The 21,945-nt window shown below is 66.5% G+C and carries 19 protein-coding genes, 1 tRNA gene and 1 pseudogene; 7 read left to right on the top strand and 14 right to left on the bottom strand.

Translation table 11 applies throughout. The annotated features are described in order from the left end of the window. Positions 1 to 4: 4 nt before the first annotated feature. The 4 genes from GJ631_RS07595 to GJ631_RS07580 form a co-directional block, all read right to left on the bottom strand. Positions 5 to 89 (bottom strand) — tRNA-Ser (locus GJ631_RS07595). An 83-nt stretch (positions 90 to 172) separates the two neighbouring features. Next, on the bottom strand, positions 173 to 598 hold the full coding sequence (locus tag GJ631_RS07590) for a universal stress protein (protein ID WP_156708577.1): 426 nt from the start codon (positions 596 to 598) through the stop codon (positions 173 to 175). A 42-nt stretch (positions 599 to 640) separates the two neighbouring features. Further along, positions 641 to 1,510: a DUF6159 family protein gene (locus tag GJ631_RS07585; protein ID WP_156708576.1), complete on the bottom strand. Its 870-nt coding sequence runs from the start codon at positions 1,508 to 1,510 to the stop codon at positions 641 to 643. 107 nt (positions 1,511 to 1,617) lie between these two features. After that, the gene (locus tag GJ631_RS07580) at positions 1,618 to 2,040 is read right to left on the bottom strand and encodes a universal stress protein (protein WP_156708575.1); all 423 of its coding nucleotides are present in this window, start codon (positions 2,038 to 2,040) and stop codon (positions 1,618 to 1,620) included. A gap of 69 nt (positions 2,041 to 2,109) precedes the next feature. On the opposite strand from GJ631_RS07580, the gene GJ631_RS07575 reads away from it, so the two are divergent. Beyond that, positions 2,110 to 3,090, top strand: coding sequence for a PfkB family carbohydrate kinase (locus tag GJ631_RS07575; protein ID WP_156708574.1), 981 nt, complete (start codon positions 2,110 to 2,112; stop codon positions 3,088 to 3,090). Between the two features lie 185 nt (positions 3,091 to 3,275). Here GJ631_RS07575 and GJ631_RS07570 read toward each other — a convergent pair whose 3' ends face one another. From GJ631_RS07570 to GJ631_RS07560, 3 genes are all read right to left on the bottom strand, one after another. Beyond that, a complete protein-coding gene (locus tag GJ631_RS07570) occupies positions 3,276 to 4,160 on the bottom strand; it encodes an alpha/beta hydrolase (protein WP_156708573.1) in 885 nt (294 codons plus the stop codon). 46 nt (positions 4,161 to 4,206) lie between these two features. Then, on the bottom strand, positions 4,207 to 5,262 hold the full coding sequence (locus GJ631_RS07565; RefSeq protein WP_156708572.1) for a S1C family serine protease: 1,056 nt from the start codon (positions 5,260 to 5,262) through the stop codon (positions 4,207 to 4,209). A gap of 65 nt (positions 5,263 to 5,327) precedes the next feature. Next, the gene (locus GJ631_RS07560; protein ID WP_156708571.1) at positions 5,328 to 6,095 is read right to left on the bottom strand and encodes a hypothetical protein; all 768 of its coding nucleotides are present in this window, start codon (positions 6,093 to 6,095) and stop codon (positions 5,328 to 5,330) included. Positions 6,096 to 6,177: 82 nt separating this feature from the next. Here GJ631_RS07560 and GJ631_RS07555 point away from each other — a divergent pair, with 82 nt between their 5' ends. From GJ631_RS07555 to GJ631_RS07545, 3 genes are all read left to right on the top strand, one after another. Beyond that, a complete protein-coding gene (locus GJ631_RS07555) occupies positions 6,178 to 6,594 on the top strand; it encodes a hypothetical protein (protein WP_156708570.1) in 417 nt (138 codons plus the stop codon). 62 nt (positions 6,595 to 6,656) lie between these two features. After that, on the top strand, positions 6,657 to 7,169 hold the full coding sequence (locus GJ631_RS07550; protein ID WP_156708569.1) for a DUF2062 domain-containing protein: 513 nt from the start codon (positions 6,657 to 6,659) through the stop codon (positions 7,167 to 7,169). Positions 7,170 to 7,255: 86 nt separating this feature from the next. Beyond that, positions 7,256 to 8,695 (top strand): MATE family efflux transporter, encoded by a 1,440-nt coding sequence (locus tag GJ631_RS07545; RefSeq protein WP_156708568.1) that lies wholly within the window; start codon positions 7,256 to 7,258, stop codon positions 8,693 to 8,695. Here GJ631_RS07545 and GJ631_RS07540 read toward each other — a convergent pair whose 3' ends face one another. After that, positions 8,696 to 11,203: an RND family transporter gene (locus tag GJ631_RS07540; RefSeq protein WP_156708567.1), complete on the bottom strand. Its 2,508-nt coding sequence runs from the start codon at positions 11,201 to 11,203 to the stop codon at positions 8,696 to 8,698. 3 nt (positions 11,204 to 11,206) lie between these two features. Then, a complete protein-coding gene (locus tag GJ631_RS07535; protein ID WP_197424907.1) occupies positions 11,207 to 12,790 on the bottom strand; it encodes a COG1361 S-layer family protein in 1,584 nt (527 codons plus the stop codon). Positions 12,791 to 12,932: 142 nt separating this feature from the next. Between GJ631_RS07535 and GJ631_RS07530 the strand changes: the two genes are divergently transcribed. Further along, positions 12,933 to 13,646 (top strand): TetR/AcrR family transcriptional regulator, encoded by a 714-nt coding sequence (locus GJ631_RS07530; RefSeq protein WP_197424905.1) that lies wholly within the window; start codon positions 12,933 to 12,935, stop codon positions 13,644 to 13,646. A 3-nt stretch (positions 13,647 to 13,649) separates the two neighbouring features. On the opposite strand, the gene GJ631_RS07525 is transcribed toward GJ631_RS07530, so the two are convergent. The 3 genes from GJ631_RS07525 to GJ631_RS07515 are packed head-to-tail and all read right to left on the bottom strand — an operon-like array spanning position 13,650 to position 18,566. Beyond that, positions 13,650 to 15,200 (bottom strand): long-chain fatty acid--CoA ligase, encoded by a 1,551-nt coding sequence (locus GJ631_RS07525; protein WP_156708566.1) that lies wholly within the window; start codon positions 15,198 to 15,200, stop codon positions 13,650 to 13,652. A gap of 58 nt (positions 15,201 to 15,258) precedes the next feature. Then, positions 15,259 to 17,112, bottom strand: a complete 1,854-nt coding sequence (locus GJ631_RS07520) for a PAS domain S-box protein (protein ID WP_156708565.1) — start codon at positions 17,110 to 17,112, stop codon at positions 15,259 to 15,261. After that, on the bottom strand, positions 17,112 to 18,566 hold the full coding sequence (locus tag GJ631_RS07515; RefSeq protein WP_156708564.1) for an ATPase domain-containing protein: 1,455 nt from the start codon (positions 18,564 to 18,566) through the stop codon (positions 17,112 to 17,114). The genes GJ631_RS07520 and GJ631_RS07515 overlap by 1 nt, the downstream gene beginning before the upstream one ends. A 182-nt stretch (positions 18,567 to 18,748) precedes the next feature. Between GJ631_RS07515 and GJ631_RS07510 the strand changes: the two genes are divergently transcribed. Continuing rightward, positions 18,749 to 19,474: an MBL fold metallo-hydrolase gene (locus GJ631_RS07510; RefSeq protein WP_156708563.1), complete on the top strand. Its 726-nt coding sequence runs from the start codon at positions 18,749 to 18,751 to the stop codon at positions 19,472 to 19,474. Between the two features lie 6 nt (positions 19,475 to 19,480). Here the strand turns inward: GJ631_RS07510 and GJ631_RS07505 are convergent, their stop codons facing one another. Continuing rightward, positions 19,481 to 20,038: a type IV pilin gene (locus GJ631_RS07505; RefSeq protein WP_370518586.1), complete on the bottom strand. Its 558-nt coding sequence runs from the start codon at positions 20,036 to 20,038 to the stop codon at positions 19,481 to 19,483. Continuing rightward, positions 20,035 to 20,532, bottom strand: a complete 498-nt coding sequence (locus GJ631_RS07500) for a hypothetical protein (protein WP_156708561.1) — start codon at positions 20,530 to 20,532, stop codon at positions 20,035 to 20,037. The genes GJ631_RS07505 and GJ631_RS07500 overlap by 4 nt, the downstream gene beginning before the upstream one ends. Before the next feature lie 148 nt (positions 20,533 to 20,680). Here GJ631_RS07500 and GJ631_RS07495 point away from each other — a divergent pair. Further along, positions 20,681 to 21,730: pseudogene (locus tag GJ631_RS07495) on the top strand (CynX/NimT family MFS transporter); the annotation flags it as partial. Positions 21,731 to 21,945: the final 215 nt, after the last annotated feature.

Here is a 21,945-nt window from a genome sequence, read left to right as displayed (position 1 = left end):
GAAACGCCGAGGGTGAGATTTGAACTCACGTGTCCTGACGGACAGTTGCTCTCGAAGCAACCGCCTTGGCCGGGCTAGGCTACCTCGGCTCGATTGGACGTGGGCGTGTGTCGGTTTTATCGGTTTCGGTCCGGGACGGCGGGGCGCTTCGCCGTCGCCGTGTGTCGCCCGCTCAATCGCTGACGACGACGACCGGCACCGGCGCCTCCGAGAGCAGTCGCTCGGTCGTACTCCCCAACACGAGTCGCTTGAACGCCGACCGTCCCGTCGCCCCGAGAACGACCACGTCGGCGCCGGTTCGGGCGATGGCCTCCAGGATGCGCTCCGGCGGCGGCCCCTCCTCGATGGTCGTCTCACAGTCGATGCCCGCTTCCTCGGCGGCCCGTTCGACCGCCTCGAGCGCCTCGCGGGCATCAGTTCGGAGGTTCTCCCTGACCTCGTCGGGGTCGACGATGGCGTTGTCGTAAGCGGTTCGGGTCTCGACGACCGAGACGGCGTGGACCGTCGCGCCCGTCCCGGACGCCAACGTCAGTGCGTGTTCGGTCGCCGCTTGTGAGTCCTCGCTGCCGTCGGCGGCGAGTAGAATGTCCTCGTACATACGCGAGGATACGGCGACCCGGGTGATAAATCCGCGAGTGGCCTACCCCTCGACGCGCTCGCCTTTCGGCGTCGCCCTGTGTTCGGCCCGACCGCCGAGCGTCTCGAAGTCGAAGTCGGTGAACGCCTCGGGGACGGTTCCCTCTCGGGCGTAGAGATACAGCGCCGTCTTGGCGATGCCGCGGATGGTCTGGCCGACGAGATACGCCACGAGCAGTCCGAAGACGACGACGAAGGCGCCCGTGAGCAAGCCGGCACCGGGAGAGACGGTGGCGATGACACCACCGAAGACGACGGCGACGAGGACGGCGACGATGGCCAACAGCAGTTGGATGAGTCCCAACCCGAGTCCGGCACCGAGGGTCTCACCCCACGTGTCGGCGAAGGTCTCGGCGCTGCGGGAGAACATCGACTTCACGTCGACGTCCTCGAAGACGATGACCGGGATGATGAAGAACGTCGTAATCGTCCACCCGAGCGAGAACAGCGCCGCGGCGATGCCGGAGAGGGGGTTGTTCGACTCCTCTAGCTGTCGGATGAGGAGGCTCACGACGGCGGCGATGGCCGACCACACGGCGATGGTTCCCTTCATTCGCCAGGCGGCGCCGACCGACCGACGGACCGAGGGCTCGCGCTCGTGGAACGCGTCGTTGACGGCGTGGACGAGTGCGGCGGTGAAAAGCGAGGCGGTGAACGTCGTCACGAAGTACAGTACGAACAGCGCGACGTACTCGGCGATGCCGCCGCCGAGGAAGCCGGCGACGAACACGCCGAAATACAGGAACACGAAGAAGACGGTCGTCGCGACGCCGCTTATCGCCGGAAACGCGAGCAGTTTCGGGTGCTCGCGGAGGACAGTGAGGCTGTCGAGCGACAGCGTCAGGCCGGTTTTGAGATTGGCGAAGATTCCCATGCCCCGACATGAGTCGGTTCAGTATATAAACGCTCAGACGATGCCAGTGTGCGCTCGACCGATGACGTAGGCGTAGACGATGAGGTAATCGCCGAGCGGTTCGGGAATCACTCGCGGTCGCGGACAACGGTGACGGGGACGGGCGACCGACGGATGACCGTCTCGGCGACGCTCCCCAACAGAACCCGTGTGATGCCGTCCCGACCGTGGCTGCCGATGACTATCTGGTCGAGGTCGTGTTCCTCGGCGTAGTCGATAATCGCCCGCGAGGGTCGGCCGACGACGGAGTCGGTTTCGATTTCGACGCCCATCTCCTCTCCGCGTTCGACGGCCTCCCCGAGGACGGTTTCGGCGCGCTTCTCGGCGGAGCCGAGCCAGTCTTCGCCCGTCGCCGGTCCCCACGCGGTGGCGCCCTCCACGGGGTCCATGACGTACAACGCGGTGATGTCGTCGTCGGCGAACCGCTCGAAGGCGTGGTCGAGTGCCGCCTCCGCCGGGTCGGAACCGTCCGTGGGAACGAGCACGTGCATGTGCTGTGCTATCAGGCCGATACACATAAACCCGGGAGGCCTTTCAACGGCGCCCCCGAGTCACACGCCATGTACGACGCCGTACCTTCGCTGGTCGAGTCCACCGTCCGTGTGGCGGCGTTCCCCGACGGGAGCGTCGACACCTTCCAGCGAGTTCGTGCGAAAGACGGCCAGTGGCTCTCGAAGGCGGCGTTCCGCGAGGCTATCGTCGCGGGTCGCCCACAGGGGTTTCACATCGACACACACGCCATCGAGGCCGGTGGGCAAGCCGTCAACGCCGCCCAACAGGCCAACGCCCTCGGCGACGACGTGCGACTCGACGGCTGTCTCGACGACGACCGATTCGCCTTCCCCTTCGAAACACACTCGTTCGGTGACCCATCGACCGTCTCCATCCACGAGTTCTCCGACGGCGACCTCACCTACGCCGAGGTTAGCGACGACGTGGCCGACTGGAGCCACGAGGACTTCGAGACGGTCCCCGACGCCGACGCCTACGTCTGTGGGAACTGGGCCTCCGTCGACGGGATGACGGACTCGCTGACCGCACTCGCCGACCGTCTCGAGGGCGGCGTGTTCGTCTTCGACCCCGGCGATTTGACGACCGCACCGGCCGCCGAGATACGCGATTGTTTCGCGGCGCTCGGGACGCTCGACGACGCCGTCGACGTGGCCGTCAGCGTCAACGGTCGGGAACTGACGGCGATTGCCGACGCCCTGGCCGTCGCGGACGACGTTCGGGCGGTTCGAGACGAAACGGGGGCGTTCGCGGTGGTCAGACACGAAGCCGACGCCGCCGCGGCCGCGACCCGAACCGACGACGCGGTCGTCGAGAACTTCGACCCGAACGGCCCCGTCCGCCGAACCGGTGGCGGCGACCGCTTCAGCGCCGGCCTCGCCCACGGTCTGGCCGCCGGCGGAGATATCGGACCAGCGATGGCGCTCGGGAACTGCTGTGCGAGTTACTACGTTGCAACCGGAACGACGGCGACGGCTGATGACATCGCGTCGCTGGCGACCGAACAGCCTGAGCAGTGGCTGGCGGCGTAAAACCAAGGTGGGAAGACGAGGGGGGCCGGGCAGGCCGTCCCCGTCTTGGGTGGGTGGGGGCACCCGTTGGGGGCACGCTGGCTTTCCAGCCAGTAGCGGAGTAAAGACGCGTGTGGTACTTGATGGCACCTTTCGACTCAGTTGCCGATACGCCCGGTGCTGTCCGGGTGCGTCGACCGACCCGTCTACGAGAGATGTCGGTCGAGGAAGCCCCCCTGCGTCTCGACGGCGCGCTTGAAGGGGCGGCCGTCGTAGGGGCCGAAGTGCCCACAGTCGAGGCGCAGCACCTCGACGTGGTCGAGACGGTCGGCCAACCGCTCGGCGGCCGCCGGTGGGACGATGTTGTCCTCCCGTGCGATGGTGAGGAGGACGGGACAGTCGACCTCGCTGGCTCGCGAAATCGGCCGGTACATCGGCACTTGAAGCGCGATTCGCGCTGGACAGGCGTTCTTCCAGTCGGTGTCTTCCGGGACGATGTCGAGGTACCCCGATTTCGCACCGGGGGTGTTCAGCATCGCGAACTCGTCGGTGTCGCCGACGATGGGGACGCTGTGGGGACTCCGGCGGAACAGTCCACGAACGGCGTCTTTGAGGCCGTGTTTCGTCGCTTCGAGCGGGTAGCCGATTCCCGAGTTCCGCGCGAGATGGAGGAGGGTCGCGAGGCCGTCGACGAACGGCACCTGTGCGGCGACGGCGTCGACCTCGCGACGGGCGGCTGTCTCGATGACGTGGCCGCCGCTGAACGACGACCCCCACAGCGCAACGCGGTCGCCGTCGACCGACTCGAGGTCGCGGACGTGGTCGACCGCGGCGAGCCAGTCGGCGCGATGCCGGAACGGGTCGACCAGTTGCTCGGTCCCCTCCGAGTCGCCGAACCCGCGGTAATCGAAGAGGAAGGTGGCGAGACCGTCTTCGGCGAACCGTTCGGCGAAGGCGGGCAGTCGGAACGACCGTTCGGCACCGAAGCCGTGGGCCATCACGACGACCGGCGGGTTCTCGGCATCGGGCAGGTACAACTCGGCACTACAGCGCTTGCCGGCGCTTTCGAACCCCGTCTGTTGTCGGTCCATATCGGCTACTCGGTCGCCAGGCGTATCGGTGTACCGCCGACGAGGCTTACTGCTCCGGCGGCGGTCGCGAGCCGATAGGAACGCGAATATCGACTCGCTCCCCGTCGCGGATGACGGTCGCGTCGACGCGGTCGCCCGGCGACAACTCCAGCGCCAGCGTCGTCCCGAGGTCGGCGTTGGAGTCGATTGCGTTGCCGGCGAGTTCGATTAGCGTGTCCCCACCGGTCGGAACGGTTCGGCCGTCGACGGTCGTCTCGCCGTCGGCGCCGCGAAGCGTCTGGTCTGTGGGTCCGGAGTCGAGTACCTCGACGACGTAGATGCCGCGGGTTTCGGGGAGGTCGTTCGCCTCGGCGATGATGGGTGTGACGGGCAACAGCGAGATTCCGAGGAACGGGTGGCTGTACGTCCCCGTTTCTATCAACTCCGGCAGAACGCGGCGGGCGAGCAGCGGCGACACCGCGAAGCCGACGCTCGTGCCCGCGCCGGCGACGGCGATGCCGGTCACCTCGTTGTCCATCGTGACGAGGGGGCCACCGCTGTTGCCGGGGTCGAGGCCGGCGTCGGTCTGGACGGTGTTCGGAATCGAGAAGCCCGACGGACTCGCGAGCGCGCGGTTCTTGCCGCTGATGATGCCCGTCGAGACGGAGGATTCGAGGCCGAAGGGGCTGCCCAACGCGAGCACCTCGGTGCCGACCGGCGGCACGCTGTCGACAAAGGAGAGGGGCCGGGCGTAGTCGGGGATGTCCGTCGACAGAACGGCGAGGTCGGCGTAGACGTCCGTCGCGGTGACGCCGGCCTCACGCCAGTCGCCGCGTTCGAAGCGAACGTCGACTTGGTCTGCGTCGCCGACGACGTGTTGGTTCGTGACGACGTAGTCGTCGTAGACGAAGCCCGAACCGCCGCCACCGCCGGCGGTCCCGACGAAGGCGACGGATTCGATGGTGGCGTCGTAGACGGCGGTGTACGGCGAGTCGCGGTCCGGTTCGGCTCCCGAAGGTGTGACCGGGTCGGGCGGCGCTCGCCGGCCGCTCGAACAACCCGCCAGCCCCGCGGCCACGCCGGCGGCTCCGGCGAGGAAACGGCGACGCGTCTGATTGGTCATACGAAGCGTTCGGGTCCGACTCGAAAAGTGCCTTCGGCTCCGGTAGTGCGGCGGAGCGGAGCGTGCTATTCGACGGACTGTTGGCGCCACGTCGTCCGGTCGTACATCCGCTCGACTTCGCCTTCCTGCTGGCGAATGGTGACCGCGGTGTCGAAGAGGAACGCCGCGACGAGGACGGTGCCGACGAGCCACAGCGCGTCGACGGCACCCGCATCCAGCGGCGCGACGCTCGCGAGGAGGTCAGTCATCACGATAGCGACGACACAGACGATGCTCGGAAGCAGATGTCGGGTCAGCGCCGACAGCGTCGTGCCCTCGTATCGGCGGACGGTCTGGACGGCGTACAGAACCGCCCAGACCGACGCGCCGACCCAGCCGACGGCGACGACCGGGCGCGTCCACTCGCCTTCGAGAAGGAAGCCGGCCCACCACGCGACGACGAAGACGCCGACGACGAGGAGGTCGACCCACGTCGGGAGCAGTCGCGACGCGCCGTCGGCCGTCCGCTCGGCGAGGTACATCGCGCGGATGCCCAACGCGACGAAGAGGATGAAAAACAGCACCGCGCCCTCGGTGAAGGCATCGAGCCACGGGAGGTCGGTCAGTTCGGCGGCGATACCGGAGACGCCGTAGACGACGGCAGCGCCGATGCCGACCGCGAGATACCCCCATTCGTAGTCGAACCCCTCGGCGAGCACGTCTTTAACGTACGTGACGAGGTACCCGAGTAGTATCGCGGCCGCGATTCCGATGGCGCCGTAGGCCAACAGTCGAGCGACGAAGACGGTCGTCGCCGGGTCACCGCCACCGACGAAGGTGTACACTGCGTCCATACGCGTCGGTCCGACCCCCGAATGCATAGGTGTTGGTCCTCTCGACCGCAAGGCACTTCGAGCCGACCCCACGACATCGGGCATGGCACCGACGGCACCGACCCGCCGAGGGCTCCTCGAAGCGGCGGCACTCGGAACAGCAGTCGGCGTCGCGGGCTGTCTGGACGCCCCCGGCCGGAGCTGTTCGGGGGCGACGGTCCGGCTGACGCTGTCGCCGACCGATACCGTCGCGGAGCCACTCGTCCTCGACTCCGAGCGGCTGTCGACGGCCGCGAACGCGGTACTCGACGCCGCCATCGACGGCGAGTACGTCGAACGCTGCGTCGCGTGGACGCCGGAAGCCGACGAGACGGGGCCCTCGTCGGGGCTCCGTGCGGTCGGCGAACGCCTCGAATCCCACGCCGGCGTCGACCTCGATGCGCGGACCGAACCGGTCGCAGTCGACGCCCGCCGCGACGGCGAGACCTACCGCCTGCGACTCGAAATCGAGCCGAGTTAGAACGGGTGCGAGGGTCGAAGTAGTCGATAGCTTCTTTTCCATATAGCCGAAAGGAGATGGCAATGGGAGGACTGCGGCGCCGACTACAGCAGTACGTACAGCGCGTCCGTGAGGAACTCCACGACGCGCTCACGGAGGAACACACCCCCAATCAGGTCGCCTACAGTTTCGCAATCGGCGTGTTCATCACCGCCCTGCCGACGCTCGGAACCGGCGTCCTCATGTTCTTCATCATCGCGTATCTCTTCGCCAACGTCTCCCGCATCGCGCTGTTCGCCTCCGTCCTCGTTCTCAACCCCGTCGCGAAGTGGGGCGTCTACGGGTCGAGTTTCTGGCTCGGCTCGAAACTGCTCGGCCCAGTCGAATCCATGACCGTCCAAGAGGTGTCGCTGTCGGCGGCCCCCGAGGTGGTCGTCCGACTGGTGACGGGGAACGTCATTCTCGCCGTCATCTTCACCGTCATCGCCTACGTCGCTGCCTACCGCCTGACGATGGAGTACCGCCGTCGTCGCGGTGAAATCAGCGCCGTCGAGGAACGACTCTCGGGGCTGACCGACCGCTTTTCGGACCGGTAGGTCGCCAGGTCGGTTCGTCTCACGACGCGAGGGACCCGACTCGATTCCGAAGACATTTGGCTGACTGACCAGTCAGTACAAACACGTTGTCCCGCGTTCCGAACCCGTTCCGACTGGCGATACTGGCCGTCGGGTTGCTGTTGGCCCGCTTCGGCCTCATCGGCGAGGAGCGTGCACGCCGGACGGCCGATTTGGCGTGGCCGCGCATCGTCACGGGGCTGGCGCGGATGTCGAAGAACGCCGTCGACGTGGCGATGGTCGGCGTCGCCGTCGGCGGCGGGGCCATCGCCGGCGTCGGTATCGCCGGGCCGTTCTGGGGGCTGGCGTTCTCCATCGGCGGGGGCGTCGCCGGCGGGACCATCGCCCTCGTGAGCCAGCGGTTCGGCGCCGACGCCTACGAGGAACTCGGACTCGCGGTTCGCTCCAGCGTCTTCCTCGTCGTCGCCGTCTCCCTTCCGGTCGTCGCCGTCTTCTGGACGTACTCGGCGGAACTCATCGGCCTGCTCAGCAGCGACGCCGAAACCGTCCGCCTCGGCGGCGAGTACCTCCGTGTCGTCGCGTTGGGCGTCCCCTTCGCCGGCCTCAATCTGGTCGGCAGTCGCGTCCTCGTCGGCTCCGACGACGCCTACACCGCGATGGTGCTCCGCGGTGGCGGCGCCGTCGCCAACATCGTCATCAACGCCGCCCTCATCTTCGGCCTCGGGTGGGGCGTCGTCGGCGCCGCAGTCGGGACCGTCCTCTCGAACGTCGGCGTCACCGCCGCCTTCGCCATCGGGCTGACGGCAGGGCGCTTTCCCGGTGCCGGTGCGTTCCCGGTCACCATCGACCCGCTCGGAACGTACGTCGACCCCGCGACGGTCGCGGATTTGGTCTCTATCGGTCTGCCAGTGATGGGACGGAACCTCGTCTGGACCGTCGCCGAATTCCCGATGTTCGCCATCCTCGACATCTTCGGCCAGGACGTGGTGTCGGCGTTCGTTATCGCCCGACGCATCTGGGGACTGATGAACACGCCCGGGTGGGGTTTCGGGCTCGCATCCTCCAGTCTCGTCGGCCAGGAACTCGGTACCGGCGCCGAAGAGACCGCCGAGGCCTACGGCCGTGAAATCATCCGCTACTCGGTGGCCGTCTACATCGTCTTCGCGGCGGTCGTCTTCGTCGCCACCGAACCTATCGTCACGCTGTTCGTCGCCGACCCGACGGTCCCCGCCGTCCCCATCGCCGTCGACCTCGTCCGCGTGGCCTGTGTCGCCGTCGTCATGCAGGGGGTCTCGGGGGGCGCCGCCGGCCCGCTCGATGCCGCAGGCGACACCCGCTGGGCCTTCTTCAGTCAGGCGCTGGGGATGTTCGGCTGTTCGATTCCGCTCGTCTACCTCGGCGCGACCACGTCGCTGGGCATCTACGGGCTGTATCTCGCCTTCATCGCCGAGACGACTGTGCCGGCGGCGCTGAACTACTACCGCTTTGCGACGGGCAAATGGAAGGCCGTCAGCCGGGAGTACCGGCCCGAAACTCCTGCCGACTGATTACGCGACGGCCTCGCGAAGACGCGGTGTGACCCGTGTCTCGACGGCGTGCCAGACGACGATGGTCGACGGCAACACCAGAAGCGACGCCAGATACGCGTAGAACACGCCCAGCGCCAACAGCAGGCCGAACTCGGCGATGAGCGGGATGAGCGCGAGGTACAGCACGCCGAGGCCACACACCGTCGTCAGCATGCTCCCGGTGAGCGCGCCGCCCGTTCCCTGTGCGGTGGTGCGGAGTGCGGCGTGGATGTCCCGGCCGTTCTCGAACTCGTCGACGAAGCGGTGCATGAAGTGGACGGTGTAGTCGACGCCCAACCCGATGGACACCGAGAGGATGGGGGCGTTGAACGGCGTCAACGGCACGTCGAAGTACCGCATCGACCCCGCGAGCAACCCGACGGTCACCAACACCGGAACGAGGTTGATGAGACCGTAGACGGCCCGCCCCTCCAGCCACCGGTAGAACACCATCAGAAAGACGGCGGTGAGCAGGAAGGCGACGACGAGACTCCGGAGTGCGGACTCGGTGATGCGGTCGATGACGACCTGATTGACGACCAACTGTCCGGTCGGGACGGCGTCCATCCGCATCTCCTCGGCGACCTGCTGGGCGGCCATCGTCGCCTCGGTCTGGTCGGCGTCGACGTCGACCTGATAGACGATGCGGGTGGCGCTTCGGTCCTCGGTGATGGAGTTCCGCGCTCGGTCGCCGGCCGGCGAATCGAGTAACTCCGCGTACACGCGGTCGACGTCGCGGTCCGGAACCCCGTCACCGTCGGCGTCGTGCTGTCTGACCAAGGCGGCGAACTCGGGGTCGGCCTCGGCGCGGGAGTCGATGACCCCGAGGATGCTCGTCGCGTCGGCCCGTCGGTTCGACTGGACGAAGGCGTCCGGCGGGTCGGTCACCGCCCGGTCGATGTCCTCCAGTGCAACGTCCGAGCGGACGGCCCTGTCTTCGACGTATATCGTGACGCTGCCGATGAACCCCTGCTCGAAGTCCTCCTCGAGGTACTCGAGGACGGTCATGAACGTGTACTGCGACGGCGCGAACGGTTCGGGGAGGGCTTGATACTGCTCGATTCGGTCCTCGTCGGGAAAGAACGCCTCCTGTGAGAACTCGGTGTCGACGCCGGTGCCGTAGGCACCGCCGACCCCACCGAGGACGAGTGCGGCGACGAGGACGACCGCCGGAGCGATTCGTGCGGCGGTCACACCCACCGGGAGGATGGCTCCGAGTATCGACCCCTCCCGTCCGAGTGGGCGACTGCCGAACTCCGGGAACCGCGTCCCCTCACGAAGGCCGTCGAGGCCGACCTTCGCCGCGGGGAGGAACACGCCGAAGATGGCGAAAGTGAACACCATCCCGACGGAGGCGACGATGCCGAAGTCCCGCAGTTGACTCAGCGAACTGGTGAGGTTCGCCGCGAAGCCGATGACCGTCGTCCCGGTGACGATGATGAACGCCGCCGACAACTGCGTCGTCGTGATACCCATCGACTCCCGGATGCCGGTGCCGCGCCCGCGCTCCTCGCGATACCGGTTGATGATGTGGATGCCGAAGTCGATGCCGACCGCCAACAACAGCGGGAAGACGGTGACCAGCGAGTCCGAGAACGGGATGCCGGCGTAGCCCATGAAGCCGAACGTCCAGACGAGCGTCATCACGAGCGCGACGAGCCCGAGAACCAGGTCGACCGGGTCCCGGTAGGCGACGACGAGGAAGAACGTGATGAGCAGTATCGCCGCCGGGAAGACGACGATGGCCGTGTCGTTCAGCAGCTGGGTGACTTCCTCGTTGATGATGGCGTTGCCGAAGACGATGGCGTTCTCGCCGTGGTCGTACCCCTCGACGCCGTCGACGACGTCGATGGTTCGCTGCTGGAGGCGCGCGTTGTCGCCGTCGTCGGCCATCGGCGGCGTGTCATAGGTGACGAGAATCTGTGCGACTGACGCCGACGCCGACCCCGAAGAGAAGTCCGTACTCACGGGTCCAAGCGAGTTCGCGTCGGCGGCCGACCGGATGGCACCGTCTAGCTGTCGTTGTGAGGCCCGCTCGACCGCACGGTGCCACTCCTCGGGCGTCGACGCCTCGGGGTCGAGCTGTCGGGCGATGTTCGAGGCCGGACTCATCGTCGAGGTGACCCGAAGTCTGTCGTGGTTCTCGAGCCGCTGTTGGGTCTTCAACATCCGAAGCAGGCTCGGCTTCGAGAGGACGTTCCGGTCGTCTTCGATGAACACGTTGGCGTTGCTGCCGCCGGAGGCCCGCGCTCCGCCGTCGAAGTTCTCCTGCATGTCCTCGAGGGCTTCAGCCTCTTCGAGGTTCTCGGTGAACTGGTCGGTGCCGGCCTGCTGTTCACCGCCGCCGCCCAATCCGGCGGCGAAGACGCCCGTCAGGACGACGAAGGCGAGAACGACCCGAAGCGGTCGCTCGGAGACGATGGTGGTGATGCGACTGCTCAGCGGGTCGATGCGGTCCGTGTCGTGGGGCTCCGGGCCGTCGACCATCGGTCAGTTCCGGCGCCGCCACCAGAGTCCCGCACCGACGACGGCGACGACGGCCACGACGCCGATGGCGATGGGGACGACGGGCGGTCCCTCGTCGGTCGTTTCGGGTTCCTCGACGGTGACCGCCTGCTGGTAGGTGTCGGAGAGCGTGCTCTCGCCGCGGCGGTCGTCGTACTGGAAGTCGAGTTCGACGGGGTAGGTCTTCGCCATCGCGCCGCCGGTCGCCGCAAGCGAGAACCGCAACTCGCCGGACTCGCCGGGCTCCAACTCGGAGATGAACGCCTCGTCGCTCGACGTCGACAGCGGGCTGTCGGCGTACAGTCGGGCGTCGATGTTCGAGAGCGTCTCCGGGCGCTCGTTCGTTATCGTGACGACGAGGTCACTCGACCCGCCTGCCTCGACGGTGGCGTTCTCGGCCGTGACCGAGAACTCTCCGCGGCGTTCGTCGACGACGACCCGCTCGGAGATGGGCCCGGCGGTAACCGTCGACTCGCCCTCGTTTGCGTACTCGACGCTGAACCGGACCTGTCTCGGGCCGGCCAACGCCTGCCCGCTCACCTCGGTTGGGAAGGCGAACTCGGCTGCCTCGCCGCTGTCGAGTTCGGGCAGGGCGTATCGGCCCTCCTCGACGAACAGCGAATCGCTCGCCGGTTCGATGACCAACACGCCGTCGGAGACCGGCCGCGGACCCTCGTTGCGGAGCGTCCCGGTGATGTTGCCGGCGTAGCCGACCGACAGCGTCTCTTCGAGCCCCTCGATGTCGAAGGACTGCTCGGAGAGCGGGTCGAGGTGGCCGACGACCGGGTCAGATTGGGCCTCGGCGCCGTCGGTGTTGGTGTACTCGACGGTCGCCTCGATTGGCTTGGCGCCGGTCGCGACGCCCTCGGCGACGGCCGCCTCGACGGTCACGGTGGCGGAGTCGTCGGGTGCGAGGTCGCCGACGAACGAGCGGGCTTCGCCGGTGCCGAGCGTCACGCCGCCGCTTCCGCGGAGCGTCACCCGCGTCGCGTTGGCTCGCTCGGAGCCGACGTTTTCGATGGTGACGTCCGCGTCGCCGGCGGTGCCGGGCTGGACGTCGGTGTCGACGTCCGTGATGGCGAACCGCGGTTCGGAGACGACCCGTACGTCGACGGTCTGACGCTCCGTCTCGGTTTCCCGCTGCGGGTCGGACATCGAGGAGGTTTGTTCAACGTAGGAGTACCGCACCTTCACGTCCAACTCGTAGGTGCCGGGGTCGGTCCCTTCGGGAACGACGACTCGAAACGGCGTCGTCGTGAGGGAGCCATCCGGGATAGAGCCGACTGCGGTTCGCCCGGTCCGAACGTCGAGGGGCCCCTCGCCGTCGGCCGCGACGGACACCGCCCGCGCGGTGAGCACTTCCTCGCTACGTGGCCCAGTGTCGAGGTCGCCGCTGTTCTGGAGTTGGATGTCGATTCGCGTGTCGCTCCCCGGCGTGACCTCGGCGTCGGGGGCGTACACGGAGATATCCGGTTCGCCGCGCGTGAAATCGCGCTGGGTCTGTTGGCCGACGACGGCACCGGCCGAAACGGTCAGACAGACGAACAGGGCGGCGACGGCGACCGCCACCAGGGACCTACGAACCACGGTTCGGACCTCTGTCGGCGGTCGATTCGTCGGCAGCGCGACACGTGGAGGGGCGTCGGCGGGGGCGGACGGCACTCGCTGGCATTACCGGCACGGTTATGCGCCGGGCCAATAGCCGTTTTGATTGAATGTTCAATCAATTCGACTCGCCTCGCCCGTCGGCGACGACCGTCGGCCGCTCCCCCGACGGCCACTCGATACTTGTCGCGGCGGCCGCTACGGGGTTGCACTGATGGAGTTCTTCGAGGACGCCTCGTCGACGCGCGAGGAGATTCTGGCTGCGGCCTACGAGGCGCTGTGTCGACACGGCTACAGCGACCTGACCATCGAGAAAATCGGCGACCACTTCGAGAAGAGCACGTCGCTGGTGTATCACCACTACGACGGGAAGGACGAACTGCTGTTGGCGTGTCTGGAGTACGTCTTGGAGCGCTACGACGAGACGTTCGTCGAGGCGGAATCCGAGGACCCGCGGGTCAGACTCGAAGAGCCGCTTTCGGTGTTCCTCGTAAGCGAACTGCCCGACGAACAGTTCCGATTCATGCGTGCGCTCGTCGAACTCCGGGCGCAGGCGGCCCACGACGACCGGTATCGGGAGTACTTCACCCGGAGCGACCGCCTGTTTCAGGCCCGTCTCACCGAACTCGTCGAGGCCGGCATCGAAGCCGGGGAGTTCCGCGATATCGACCCGGAGGCCGTCGCCGCGACGCTACAGACCGTCTTGGCCGGCGCACTCGTCCGAACCACGACGTCCGACGACGACGAGTGGCTCGAAGCCGTTCGCGAGGAGGTCATCGCGTGTCTCGAAGCGCGCCTGTATCGGCCGGACGGGGACTGAACCTTACTCGAAGTCCTCCAACTCGAACTTCTGGACCTTTCCGGTCGTCGTCCGCGGGAGTTCGTCGACGAAGTTGACCTCCCGTGGGTGTTTGTACGCCGCGAGGTTCTCGAGGGCGTACTCCTTGATTTCCTCCGCGGTCACCTCGGCGTCGGGTCGCTTGACGACGAAGGCGGTGACCGTCTCACCACGGCGCTCGTCGGGGACGCCGACGACGGCCGCGTCTGCGATATCGGGGTGTTCGAACAGCAACTCCTCGACTTCGCGGGGGTAGACGTTGTACCCGCCCGTGACTATCATGTGCTTCTCGCGGTCGACGATGAAGAAGAAGCCGTCCTCGTCGTAGTAGCCGAGGTCGCCGGTGTGGAACCAGCGGGTGCCGTTTTCATGGGTGAACGCCTCCTCGTTGGCCCCGGGTCGGTTGTAGTACTCCTTCATCACGTTCGGGCCGGAGACGACGATTTCGCCGACCACGTCGTCGAGTGCCGTCTCGTCGTCGACGGGGCCGCGCTCGACGGGGTCGACCTCCTCGAAGTCGTGGTCGACGACCTTCGATTCGACGCCCGGCAGCGGCTTGCCGATGGAGCCGGGGCGGCGGTCGTCGGGTCGGTTGGCGTGGGTGACCGGCGCCGTCTCGGTGAGGCCGTACCCCTCCATGAGGTCGGGTTCGAACGTCTCCTCGAACTGTCGCATGACCTCCAGCGGGAGACTGGAACCGCCGGCGTTGGCGAACCGGACCGACGCGAGGTCGTGCTCCTCGGCCGCGGGGTGGTTCACGAGGTCGTTGAACATCGCGGGGACGCCGTGGAACAGCGTGATGCCCTCCGACTCGACGAGTTCCAGCGCCGCCTCGGCGTCCCACTCGGCCATCGGCCAGTAGCTGCCGCCCTCGTACAGCGTCGCCAGCATCGTCACCGTCATCCCGTAGATGTGGAACAGCGGGAGGACGCCGAGCATCTTGTCGTCGTCGTAGATGCCGTCGTGAATCTTCGGGGAGGCACGCGCCTCGAAGGCGAGGTTCCGGTGAGTCAGAAGGACGCCCTTCGGGGTGCCGGTCGTCCCGGAGGTGTACGGCTGACACGCCACGTCGTCGTCGTCGCGGTCGACGACGTCGAGTTCCTCGTCGGCGAGGAAGTCCTCGAACTCGATTGCACCGTCGGCGTCGCCGCCGACGCTGACGATGGTGTGAACATCGGTGTCGTCCTGTACCTCCTGAACCTGCGGGACGAGGTCAGCGAGCGCGACGACGGCCGTCGCGCCGCTGTCGCCCAGCAGGTGGCTGATTTCGCGGGACTTGTACTGTGGATTCATCGGGACGACGATGCCGCCGGCCCGGAGAATCCCGTGGAAGGCGATTACGTACTGCGGGAGGTTCGGTAGATAGACGCCGACGCGGTCGCCGGGTTCGACGCCCGAGTCCGCGAGGGCTTTGGCGAATCGGCCGGTCTGTGTCCAGAACTCGCCGTAGCTGAACTCCTGTCCACGGAAGCCGATGGCCGTGGCGTCGGGCATCTCCGCGGCGCGCTGTTCGATATCTGCAAGCAGATTCGTCATCACTCCCCCGTATCGGTCACCGCGGGGTAAATCTTGCTTCACGGAACGGGAGTTTACCCTACACGGTAGCGGGACGCTCGGCCGGCGGAAGCCGGATGACGACGGTCGCCCCGCCTTCGGGACGGTCGCGGATGTCGAGTCGGCCGCCCGCGTTTATGACGGCCCACCGAACGAGCCAGAGTGTGACACCCTGAAGGTGCTCCAGTGGGCGTTCCGCGCCGCTGGTCAGCGCCCGCCGCTCGCGCTCGGAGAACCCGGGGCCGTGGTCGCTGACGCGGAGGTCGACCCACTCGTCGGTGTCCTCGACCTCGATTTCCACTCGGGGGTCGGGGGCAGTCGTATGCTCGATTGCGTTTTCGACGACGTGTTTCAGACAGAGTCGAATCGTCGCTGGGCAGACGGCCGGGGCGGCCTCGGGAACCGAGATGTCGATGTCGGTGTCGGAGTGACTCTCGCGGAGTTCCGCACCCACTTCGCGGACGAACGCCGAGAGGTCGAGTTCCTGCGTCCGCGGTTCGGCGGGGTCGATACTCCGGTTGAAGGCGCGGGCGGAGTCGGCAATCCCCAACAGGTCCGACGCCGCCGTATCGATGTCCTCCGCTATCGCCGCCACCTCCTCGTCGCCGCTATTTTCGAGGAGTTCCGCCAGTCCCGTGACGACGTTCAGTTTGTTGCGGATGTTGTGTCGGAGGACTCTGTCGAGCACCGACAGGCGGTTCTGGTACTTCCGGATTCGCGTGATATCGCGGCTGACGGCGATGATTCGCTCGCTGTAGTCTTCCGTCGCCTCCAGTCGCTGGAAACGGAACTGAAACACCGTCTCATCGCCCTCGGGGTCGGTCGTTACTTCGACCGTCCGGGAGTTGCCGGTCCAGCGAACCGCCAACGCCGTCGCCCGGAACTGCGCGGCCTGTTCGCCCTCGAAGAGGTGTTCGGCTTGCGTACCCTCGGGAATCGATGTCCCGGTGCCGAAGGCGTCGTCGGCCGCCGGGTTCGTCTCGACGATGCGATTCCGCTCGTCCAAAATCAGAATCGGGTCCTCGACGGCCTCGAATATCCGCCCGTACTGTTCGAGCAGTCGCTCCCGACGCTTTCGTTCGGTGATGTCCCGCTGGAACCCGAGGAAGTGCGTCACCTCGCCGTCGTCGTCACGTACCGGCATGATGTCGAGGGCGTTCCAGAACGGCCGCCCCGACTTCCGATAGTTGCGTATCTCGACGGACACCGGCCGCTCGTCGGCCAGCGCCGACCGTATCTCGTCGACAGTCGCCTCGTCCGTGTCCTCGCCCTGCAGGAACCGACAGTTCCGACCGATGACCTCCTCTCGGTCGTACCCCGTCATATCGAGAAACCCGTCGTTGACGTAGACGAGCGGCAAATCGTCTCTGTCGGCATCGGCGATGCTGATGCCGACGCCGGCGCTGTCTATCGCTCGCTTGTACAGTTCGAGTTCCCGCTGGCGCTGCCGCGACATCAACGAGTGTCGGCGCGTCGCCAACAGTCCGTCGACGCGGGAGCGAATCGCCCGTCTCGGCGCCGGAATCGGCTGGATGCCATCGAGTAACTCGCCGACGGACTCCTCGTGGCGACGCCACGCGTCCTCGGCCGAGTCGGTCGTCAGCAGCAACACCGGTGCCGTGGCCGGCCGCTCCCGTGTTTTCCACTCCCGTAGCGCCCCGCGGAACGCAGCCAGAGCATCAGTACCGACGATACACAGGTCGGTCCGCTCTGGAACGGGGTCGGCGAGGTCGGTCACCTCGAACGTCGAGAGGAGCGACTCCAACAACTCCCTGTCCCGTTGCTGGGTGACTCCGAGAGCGATTTGTGGTGTACTATTGGAAATCCCGTCGCCACTGTCGTCGCTATCGGGCCTCGGATACAACTTCGGCGAGGGGCCATCCAGCGGGTCCATCAGCCGGACTCGTCAGCTGGCTCGGGAATGCCGGTCAGAATACCCCGCATCCCAGTCAGTTTCGGCCCGACCTCGACGCCGGAGTCGGTTATCTCGAACTCCCGCAGCGACTGCTCGAAGTCGCCGAAGCGCTTTTTCAACACGCCGACCGTCTTCCGAATCTCGCCGTTGGTTTCCAGATACCGGAGAAACAGGATGTTGTCGGCGAGATAGCTGATTTGCTCGTCGGTCGCCGAGAGGTCACCGGTGATGTTCTCGACTTCCTCGACGAGGATGACGGTGACACCCATTCGCTTGAGGTAGCGACACAGGGCGTGGAGTTCGCGGGTGAGTTCGGCCTGTGAGTCCTCGCCACGGAGACCGAGTCGGTAGCCGGTGATGCCGTCTATCATGACGACTTCGACGCCCTCCTCTTCGACGGCCGTCCGGATGTGGTGTGCGAACTCGTCGGGGCTTTGGGTCAGCGACTCGATTTCCTCGATTCTGACGACACCGTCGTCGACGAGCGGTTCGACGCCGATGTCGATTTCTCCGGACCGATACAGGTAGTCCGATTTCAACTCCTCGAAGAGATAGCCGACGCTGTCCTCGCCGCGCTCGCCGGCGGCCTCAAGAAACAGCGACCCCAGCGTGGTCTTGCCGGCACCCGAGGGGCCGGAGACGACGGTGACCGAACCCTGTTCGATGCCGCCGCCGAGGAGGTCGTCGAGTTCCCCGATGCCGGCCGACAGTTGGTCGCGCGACCGCTCGCGTTGGTGGTCCCCGGGGATGAGCTTCGGATACACGCGGGCGCCCGCTCCCGACCGGATGCAATAGGTGTGACGGCCGTCTGCGGACCCCGAGCCACGGAACTTCGTCACCTCCAGCGTGCGGTGGTCGACCGTCCGTTGGATTTCGATGGTCAAATCGCCGAGGAACTTGAGGTCTTGTTCGGCGCTCCCCTCCATCGGTTGGGTCGTACACAGCGTCGTCGTCTCCCGCTCTTTGAGTTCGTTGATGAGCGAGGAGATGTTGCGCCGGAACTGGTACTCGTCGGGCAGCAGCGACCGCAACTCCGACAGCGGGTCGACGACGAGTCGCTCCGGCTCCTCCTCGTCGATGGCCGCCGCGATGCGCTCCAGTAGGTCCTCGCCTTCGACCTCCTCGGCCGGGAACACGCTGTAGGAGTCCTCGGAGAAGAACCGCTCGCCACCGGCGCTGAGGTCGAGTATCGTCACTCCCGAGAGGTCGATGCCGAGCTGTTCGGCGTTCCGTCTGATGTCGGCCTCCCGCTCCTCGAAGCCGATGTAGAGGCTCGGCCCGTCGGCCGCGGTGAGAAACTGCAACGCGAGAATCGTCTTCCCGGTGCCCGGCCCGCCGTTGATGATGCCGGTCTGTCCGTGGATAAACCCGCCTCTAAGCACCTCGTCCAGGCCCGGTGTGCCGGACGCGATACGCCGGCGGTCGCTGTTCATAACTAGTGAACAACTGTTAGCAAATGTTAACGCTTTCGGCTATTTATCTAAACCATTCATCGTAGAACGGGGATGGCCAAACGCGTTTATAATTTAACCCGGAAAATCACAGGCGGCGTATCGGCCGATTCGAGGCCTGCCGGCACACCAATAGTTAGGGCGCCCTCGGTACTGGTGACGGTATGCCTACCGTTCAACTCGTCCGCCACGCCACGTTGCTCGTCACGTTGGGGGAGACGACGTTCCTCGTCGACCCGATGCTCGGCGAACCGGGCGACATCCCGCCGATTCCGAACACGCCCAACGACCGCGAGAACCCGCTCGTCGAACGCCCGGACGTCGACCTCACACACGACGCGGTCGTCGTCACCCACCGTCACCGCGACCACTTCGACGACGCCGCCCGGGAGTTCCTCGACCGCGAGATACCGCTGTTCTGCCATCCCGAGGAGGCCGACGAGTTCCGCGAGGAGGGCTTCGAGGACGTCCGACCGCTCGATATCCACCACTCGTTCGGCGACGTGATACTCGAACCGACGCCGGCCCGCCACGGCCACGGCGAGTTGGCAGAGAAGATGGCGCCCGTCCTCGGCGTCGTCTTCGAGGGCGCGGAGTCGCTGTATCTCGCCGGCGACACCGTCTGGTACGACGCCGTCGCCGAAACCATCGATGCCTACGACTTCGACGCCGTCGTCGTCAACGCCGGCGGGGCCCGGTTCGTCGAGGGCGAACCCATCACGATGGACGAAGACGACGTTGCGTCGGTCCGGGCGGCCGTCGACGACGACGTGCCCGTTATCGCCGACCACATGGACGCTATCAACCACTGCTTGGTCACGCGGGCCGACCTGCGAGCGGCCGTCGAGGGCGTGACGATACCCGAAGACGGAGAGATAGTCGAATTCTGAACGTCCTCACTCGACCTCTTCGATGTAGAGCGTCGCCGACTGCTTGCCGTCACTCCAGACGAGCCGGACGGCATCGCCCGTTCGGAGTTCGACCACGCTGTTCTCGTTGGTGAGTCGGCGTTCGCCACCGACGGATTCGATGGCGAAGCCACCCAACGTCTCGTTTTCGTCAACGGTTGCTCCGCCGACCACCGAAACGGCGTCCCCTTTCGTCACCGCCTCGCTATCGAAGCGGGCGACGCTGGCGCCTGGGCCGATTCCGGCTTCCGGCTCGGTATCGTTCCGATAGACGTAGAGTCGCAGTCTATCGGCATCGACGGTGTCGCCGCCCATGTGGCGGAACGTCACTCGTTTCACTTCGATTCGCTCGCCGTCAACGGTGAGATTCGTCGTCGCCTGTTCGGGTTCCCAGTTCACGTTCGGCACGCTGTCGCCCGGCTGGGTGCCGGTACCGAGACTCCACAGCCCGCCAACGATAGCCACCGAGACGAAAAGCGTCGTCACCAACAGTACGGCGGCGGCCACATCCGGCGAAACTCCGGCGGAGGGTGACGTGTCGCTCACAGCGAATCACCCAGTCCGATTACGAAAATCGACCAGTACAACACCTGTGAGATGAAGACGAACACCGACGGAAACACGACTATCATACAGGCGCGAGCCAGCGTTCGCTTGGGGACTGGCCTACCGGCCCGTTGCCATTGTAGTGCGGTGCCGACTGCGTATCCGAGGACGCACCACGAGAGTGCGAACGCGCCCGCGAAAAGGGCGGCAAACGGGAGCAGGTCAACAAATAATTCTGCCGACAGCCGTGACCAAGTGATAGACGCGAGCCGTCCAGCCATAGCGACCGCCGACGGGACGGCGAACAGCGCGACGAGTCGCGGCTGACGCTCAGCGTACGTGAACTGAAACGCTGGGAGGAACACGGGGAACGAAAGCGCTTGGACGGCGACGAACCGTGCCCAGTCCGGCCACTCGCCGAACAACGGACCGAAGGTGATGCCGGAGACGAAGACACTCCAGCCGAGGAGGGCGACGAACCAGACGGTCGCCATTGTCCGCACACTCCGATTGCCGCTGGCAACTGTCACATCTCTCCAAATTGTTGCCTGACATAAATTTGGTCTCCTCGCCTCATGGATTGAACCTCTGTCGCGGACGGATTCAGCAGGGACTATCGGGGTGCTGTTCGAACCCCCGACAATGACACGGCCACCGACTCGCGTCGAGAACGCCGCGCTGTTGGTACTCGGTGGCCTCGGCTACGGGGCGCTGCTGTTCGTCTGGTTTTCGCTGCCCGCCTACCTCCAGCCCGTCATCGACGACCTCGGATTGACCGGGACGCAGGCGGGCGTGCTGGCGGGGGCGGTGCCGCTGACCTACATCCCGCTCGGTCTCGCGAGCGGTCTGCTCGTCGACCGACTCGGCGCGCGGGTGGGCGTCGGCTTGGGCATCGCACTCGCCGGCCTCGGGCAGTTGACTCGGTCCTTTGCCCCCGAATTCCCGTCGATGCTGGCGCTGACGCTGCTGCTCGGCGTCGGCGCGACGGGACTCACCTTCGGGTTGCCCAAACTCGCCTCGGAGTTGTATCCCGCCGACCGCGTGGGGCGGGCGGCGTCGGTGTATCTCGTCGGCTCCTACGTCGGGAGTGCGACCGTCTTCGCGTTCGGCCGCCCCGTCATCGGCCCGGCGCTGGGCGGTTGGCGGCCGCTGTTCCTGTACAGCGGCATCGCCACACTCGCCGTCGCTGCGGTGTGGGCTATCGCGGCGTGGTACGTTCCCGCTGGGGTCCACGAAACCGAGGTCGACGGCGACCTCACGCTCGCCTCGCTGGTCGACGACGTTCGGGCCGTCCTCAGCCACCGCGACCTCCGGTTGCTCGTCCTCTTGGGGACGATGTACCTGTTCGTCCTCCACGGGATACAGGGGTGGCTGGTGACGATACTCGAAACGCGGGGAGTCTCGGCGGACCTCGCGGGCACCATCGCCAGCACGCTCGTCGTCGGACAGGTCGTCGGCGTGTTGACGATTCCGGCGCTCGCAGAGCGCTTCGGTCGCAGGCGGGCGACGTTGGTCGCCTGTGCCGTCCTCGCCTGTTTCGGGGTCGTCGGCCTGCTCGCCGAACCCGCGGCCGTCCTGTTGCTCGTCGCGCCGGTCGTCGCCATCGGACTCGGGATGGGCGGGCTCTCGCCGCTCATCCGTGCGGTGCCGGTCGAGTTGGAAGGTATCGGCGCGAAACTGACCGGCACCGCGGTCGGCGTCGTCTTCGCCGTCGGCGAAATCGGTGGCTTTCTCGGCCCGGTCGTCATCGGCGCGCTGCCCGAAGAAACAGCGGGACTTCAGCGTCGGCGACATCGACCGACTCGTCGACGAGTTCGACCGCTTCGAGCGCGGTCTACTACGGCGCCACCGACGACGCAGACGACGACGAACAGGAACGCGCCGACCGTGCCTACCCGATGGTCGTC

Source organism: Natronomonas sp. CBA1123 (assembly GCF_009741925.1).
GTDB lineage: Archaea > Halobacteriota > Halobacteria > Halobacteriales > Haloarculaceae > Natronomonas.
Note: the sequence above shows the minus strand (reverse complement) of the source record. Positions and strands in the feature narration are given on the sequence as shown.

Coding starts and splice junctions, on each gene's coding strand:
- GJ631_RS07570 (WP_156708573.1), bottom strand. CDS start 4,160: ATGGACCGACAACAGACGGGGTTCGAAAGCGCCGGCAAGCGCTGTAGT.
- GJ631_RS07555 (WP_156708570.1), top strand. CDS start 6,178: ATGGCACCGACGGCACCGACCCGCCGAGGGCTCCTCGAAGCGGCGGCA.
- GJ631_RS07525 (WP_156708566.1), bottom strand. CDS start 15,200: ATGACGAATCTGCTTGCAGATATCGAACAGCGCGCCGCGGAGATGCCC.
- GJ631_RS07510 (WP_156708563.1), top strand. CDS start 18,749: ATGCCTACCGTTCAACTCGTCCGCCACGCCACGTTGCTCGTCACGTTG.
- GJ631_RS07585 (WP_156708576.1), bottom strand. CDS start 1,510: ATGGGAATCTTCGCCAATCTCAAAACCGGCCTGACGCTGTCGCTCGAC.
- GJ631_RS07540 (WP_156708567.1), bottom strand. CDS start 11,203: ATGGTCGACGGCCCGGAGCCCCACGACACGGACCGCATCGACCCGCTG.
- GJ631_RS07500 (WP_156708561.1), bottom strand. CDS start 20,532: ATGGCGACCGTCTGGTTCGTCGCCCTCCTCGGCTGGAGTGTCTTCGTC.
- GJ631_RS07580 (WP_156708575.1), bottom strand. CDS start 2,040: ATGCACGTGCTCGTTCCCACGGACGGTTCCGACCCGGCGGAGGCGGCA.
- GJ631_RS07520 (WP_156708565.1), bottom strand. CDS start 17,112: ATGGACCCGCTGGATGGCCCCTCGCCGAAGTTGTATCCGAGGCCCGAT.
- GJ631_RS07560 (WP_156708571.1), bottom strand. CDS start 6,095: ATGGACGCAGTGTACACCTTCGTCGGTGGCGGTGACCCGGCGACGACC.
- GJ631_RS07565 (WP_156708572.1), bottom strand. CDS start 5,262: ATGACCAATCAGACGCGTCGCCGTTTCCTCGCCGGAGCCGCCGGCGTG.
- GJ631_RS07515 (WP_156708564.1), bottom strand. CDS start 18,566: ATGAACAGCGACCGCCGGCGTATCGCGTCCGGCACACCGGGCCTGGAC.
- GJ631_RS07590 (WP_156708577.1), bottom strand. CDS start 598: ATGTACGAGGACATTCTACTCGCCGCCGACGGCAGCGAGGACTCACAA.
- GJ631_RS07550 (WP_156708569.1), top strand. CDS start 6,657: ATGGGAGGACTGCGGCGCCGACTACAGCAGTACGTACAGCGCGTCCGT.
- GJ631_RS07575 (WP_156708574.1), top strand. CDS start 2,110: ATGTACGACGCCGTACCTTCGCTGGTCGAGTCCACCGTCCGTGTGGCG.